The sequence below is a fragment of the Stenotrophomonas sp. P5_B8 genome (assembly GCF_054049855.1).
Genome location: NZ_JBFULO010000326.1, coordinates 1 through 4,594, shown reverse-complemented (window position 1 = coordinate 4,594; position 4,594 = coordinate 1). Strand labels below are relative to the sequence as shown.

Annotated in this window: 3 protein-coding genes; 1 reads left to right on the top strand and 2 read right to left on the bottom strand. The window is 68.3% G+C overall.

What is annotated here, in order from left to right:
- Positions 1-362: 362 nt before the first annotated feature.
- Positions 363-1,388, top strand: a complete 1,026-nt coding sequence (locus ACXJKH_RS15555) for an AI-2E family transporter (protein ID WP_457320622.1) — start codon at positions 363-365, stop codon at positions 1,386-1,388.
- Between the two features lie 117 nt (positions 1,389-1,505).
- On the opposite strand, the gene ACXJKH_RS15550 is transcribed toward ACXJKH_RS15555, so the two are convergent.
- Both ACXJKH_RS15550 and ACXJKH_RS15545 read right to left on the bottom strand, forming a co-directional pair.
- Positions 1,506-3,509, bottom strand: a complete 2,004-nt coding sequence (locus tag ACXJKH_RS15550; RefSeq protein WP_457320620.1) for a hypothetical protein — start codon at positions 3,507-3,509, stop codon at positions 1,506-1,508.
- Positions 3,510-3,635: 126 nt separating this feature from the next.
- Positions 3,636-4,594, bottom strand: a 959-nt coding sequence (locus ACXJKH_RS15545) for an MBL fold metallo-hydrolase (RefSeq protein WP_457320618.1), incomplete at its 5' end; no start/stop codon positions are given.

The following is a 4,594-nucleotide window of genomic DNA, read 5'->3' as shown; positions in this document are numbered from 1 at the left end:
AGCTGCTGCTCGCCATCATCGAACGGATTGATGTGCCGCTCCAGCAAACGCTGGATTTCAGCATGATGGTACGGGGCTCGACTGCCGCGCCCCGGGAGTAGGGGACGGCAGGCCAAACCGGTAGAGCCACCCCATGGGTGGCTGCACGTGGAATTGGATCGGCACCGCAGCCACCCATGGGGTGGCTCTACAATCGGTTCGCGCTCGCCTCTTCCGGCGCCGCGCGCATCGGCGGGCGCCGGCACGGTGCAGGCCCTGCCTCCGCAGTCCGGCACGCGCGTTCCTTGAACAGCACTTTCAGGTTGCCCGCAGCGGCCGGTGCCGCATCCACTACCATGGGCCACCTGCCAGGATGCGCCGCCATGTCCCTTGTGATCCCCACCTTGCCCAAGCCCCCCACCGCCCGCATCGCGGCCTGGTTGCTGATGTTGCTGGGGATGTGGCTGGCACTCAAGCTGGGCCTGGTGGTGACGCTGCTGTCGGGGCTGCTGGTGTTCCACCTGACCCATCTGCTGGCCTCCACCGTTGAGGGCAAGTTGCCGCCAGGGCGCGCGCGTGCCTACTCGGTGATCGTGCTGTCGGCGCTGATCATCGGCGTGCTGGCACTGGCCGCGATCGGCATCGCCTCGTTCTTCCGCACCGAAACCGGCGGACCCGATGCGCTGCTGATGCGCCTCATGGACATCCTCAATACCTCCCGCCACCAGGTGCCGGCGCTGCTGCAGCCCTACATTCCCGAGGACCTGCAGGCGCTGCGCACGGCGGTGAACGACTGGGCCGCCACCCACCGCCAGCAGCTCGGCATCGCCGRCACGTCGGTAGTGCAGATCAGCGTGCGGGTGCTGATCGGCATGGTGCTGGGCGCGATGATCGCGCTATACGACGAACTGCCGCTGCCGAAGATGGGGCCGCTGGCGCAGGAACTGATCGGGCGCACCTCGCGGCTGGCCACCGCGTTCCGCCAGGTGGTATTTGCGCAGGTGAAGATCTCGCTGCTCAACACGCTGTTCACCGCGATCTTCCTGCTGGTGGTGCTGCCGCTGTTCGGCGTGCATGTGCCGCTGTCCAAGACGCTGGTGCTGATCACCTTCCTGGCTGGCCTGCTGCCGGTGGTGGGCAACATCATCTCCAACACGGTGATCACCATCGTCGCGCTGTCGGTGTCGTTCTACGTGGCGATGGCCGCGCTGTTGTACCTGGTGGTCATCCACAAGCTGGAGTACTTCCTCAACGCGCGCATCGTCGGCGGTGAGATCCAGGCGCGCGCGTGGGAGCTGCTGCTGGCGATGCTGGTGATGGAGGCCGCGTTCGGTCTGCCGGGGTTGGTGGCTGCGCCGGTGTTCTACGCGTATATCAAGCGCGAATTGCTGGACCAGCGCTGGATTTGAGGAAGGCCGGCCACGCAGGGCGTGGCGCTACCGTGCAGGCGGCGCCGCATGGCCTGGCGGTAGCGAACGTGAGGTAACGACACGCGGTAGCCAACACCGCGGCACGCGTGGATGGATTTACCGAGGGACCGGCCGCCCCGGCGTGATCGCCTTGCTGCGCCGGTACTCCGCACGGCTGGTCTGGTAACGCGCGATGCTCTGCCCCAGCTCATCCAGCGCGCCGGCCGGCATCCACAACTGCTGCGTGCCACGGGTCATCGCGGTGTACGCCGCGCGCACCGGGTTGTGCGCGTAGCCACGGCCGAAGCCGGTGCGGAAGCAGCACATCGACATCGCCACCTGCGCGAACTCGGTGTTCTTGGCGTGCTCGACCAGCATCAACTGCAGTGGGGCCTCGTGGAAGGCGGCCAGGCGCTGGGTCAGTTCGATGAAGCGGTCGCGGTTGTAGCCGCGCATGAACATGCGCGGGATCTGCGGCATGTCCTGTTCGTTGCACTCGGCCAACAGCGCTTCCCAGCGCTGGCTGCTGCCGCCGTGCGAGGTCATTTCGCGATAGGCCTCTTCGCCGCGGTTCACCTCGCGGCCCACGCTGGACAGTGTGTCCGGATGCACGCCAAAGGTGACCCCCGCTGCCGCCAGCCGCTGCGCTTCTTCCAGCAGCCGCCACGGATTGCCGTAGACGCGCGCGCCACTACCGGGCACATCGTCCCATGCGAGGTAGGTTCTGGCCAGTGTCGGCTGGTCGGGCGAACCGGCGAATGGCCCGTCGAAATAGCCGGTGGCATCCAGCGCCACGGTCTCGTTGACCAGTTGCTCGACCATCGGGCCCTGGCGCACCGAATGCACGATCTCCAGTTTCATGCCGGTGGCAAAGYGCGGTGAGCGTCCGACCAGGCGCTGGTTGGGATCGCCCAGGCTGATCACCGAGCCTTCGTAGCCGGACAGCAGTGCCTTCCATGCCGGGCTCATGTCGTGGCCTTCGTCGATCAGCAGGGTGCCCCAGGTGGCCGGGATCTTCGCCCCGTGCAGCGCCAGCCATTTGCCGATGTGGTCGACGTTGAGGCTGAGCAGCGTGGCTTTCTGCAGCACCGGATCGAACATGCAGCGCCACACATGCTCGGCCGCCGCGATGTAAGGACCTGCATCGATCATCGCCCACGGCAGCGCGCGCACGAAGTGGCGCGGCTCCAGGCGTTCGCCCGGCGAGCGGCACCAGCTCGCGATGCCGTCGAAGGCCACGCGCAGCACGCTGGTCGGCGGTTGGTTGCCGATCGGCTGCAGGCCGATGCGCTGGGCGATATCGCGGAAAGAGGCCTTGCTGATCTGGAAGGTCGGGCGATAGGCGGTACCGAGGATGCCCTGGCGGAACGCGCTGCCGGCAACCTGGTTGGCGAAGCTGATCTGCGAGAGGATTTCCACCGGCAGCGCACCGCTCAGCCGGCGCCGGAAGGCCTGCACCTGGCTGGGGCGCGGGGCGATGTAGGTGTAGCGCCGGGTCGCGCTGTCCAGCAGCTGGAGGATCAGGTGGGTCTTGCCGGCGCCCGCATAGGCGTCCAGGTCGATGTGCTCATCGTCGTTGGCCACGATCGCGCGCAGCGCGCGGGCCTGTTCGGCGGTGTAATCGTGGGTGCGCTCGACGTAGGCGGGCGCCTGCAGGGCGTCGCCGCCGGTCGCGTCCTGGGCGTCCGGGTCCACCGCCGCATCGGTGTAGAAGCGGATCGTGTGCGGCTCCAGCGTGGTGCGGCAGGCAGCCTGGAACGGGTCCACCGGGTAGTCGTCCGGCGACAGCTGGCAGAACTGCTGCACCACCGCCTCCGGGCCCAGCACCACGCCCTGCAGGGCCAGCGCCTCCAGCCAGTCGTTCAGGCGCGTCGGCAGGCGGGGCGCCAGCGCATGGAACTGCGCGGCGGCAGCGTCCGGATGCGCGGCAAACAGCCCGCACGCCTGCTCGATCAGCCGGGTCAGTGCAGCGCTGTGATGGGTTTTGCCCTGGCACAGCGCGGCGGCGAACAGCCCGGCACGCTCCAGCGCGGTGGCCGGGATCTGCGCACCTTCAAGAAACGCAGCAACCGCTGAGGAGGTCAGCGGCAGGAAATACACAGATTGGGTCGGCAGGGGCATTGCAGGGGGGATCGGACGGCTGCCGGCAAGGTAGCAGATGCACCCCGGCTGCGCGCAGAACGGGGCGTCCTGTCGCAGGCGAGCGCGGCGTTGACGGTGTGCCGGCCCTGCGCTGACCCACCGCGGTCACATCGCGCTGCCCACCGGCGCGGTGCGGCGTGYTTCCTGCGCGGCCTTTACCTGGCGCCACCATGGCGTGCCTGGCTGCGGTGCATCCAGGTCCAGGCGCTCGCCCATGCCCGGCGTGGCCAGCGCGATCGAACGCTGTGCGGCCAGTGCGCTGACCCGTTCGAACGGCTCGTCCCATTGGTGCAGGGCCAGGTCGAAGGTGCCGTTGTGGATGGGCAGCAGCCAGCGCCCGCGCAGGTCTTGATGGGCCTGCACGGTCTGTTCGGGCTGCATGTGCACGAACGGCCACTTGGCATCGTAGGCGCCGGTTTCGATGAAGGTGACATCGAACGGCCCGTAGCGCTCGCCGATGCGTTTGAAGCCATCGAAATAGCCGGTGTCGCCGCTGAAGAACAGGCGCAGTCCGTCATCGAGGATCACCCAGGACGCCCACAGCGTGCGATCGCGGTCGCGCAGGCCGCGACCGGAGAAATGCTGGGCTGGCGTTGCGGCAAAGCGCACCCCGTCCACCTCGGTTTCCTGCCACCAGTCCAGCTGGCGCACGCGCTCGCGCGGTACGCCCCAGGCGATCAGCCGGTCGCCGACGCCCAGCGGGGTGAGGAACACGTCGGCCCGGGTGGCCAGGTACTTGATGGTGGCGCGGTCGAGGTGGTCGTAATGGTCGTGCGAGAGCACTACGCCGCGGATGGGCGGCAGCGCATGCAGCGCGATCGGGGGCGCGTGGAAACGCTTGGGGCCCATCCACTGCACCGGTGAGGCGCGCTTGGAGAACACCGGATCGGTCAGCCACCAGCCGCCGCGCAGTTTCACCAGCAGGGTCGAATGGCCCAAGCGGTACAGGCTGTGCTCGGGCGCCTGGGCCAGTTCGGCGGCGGTGATCGCACGCACCGGCGGCGCCTGCGGGGGCGTGGTGCCGGCAGGGCGGTCGAACAGGAACTCCCACAGCAGTTTGAGCG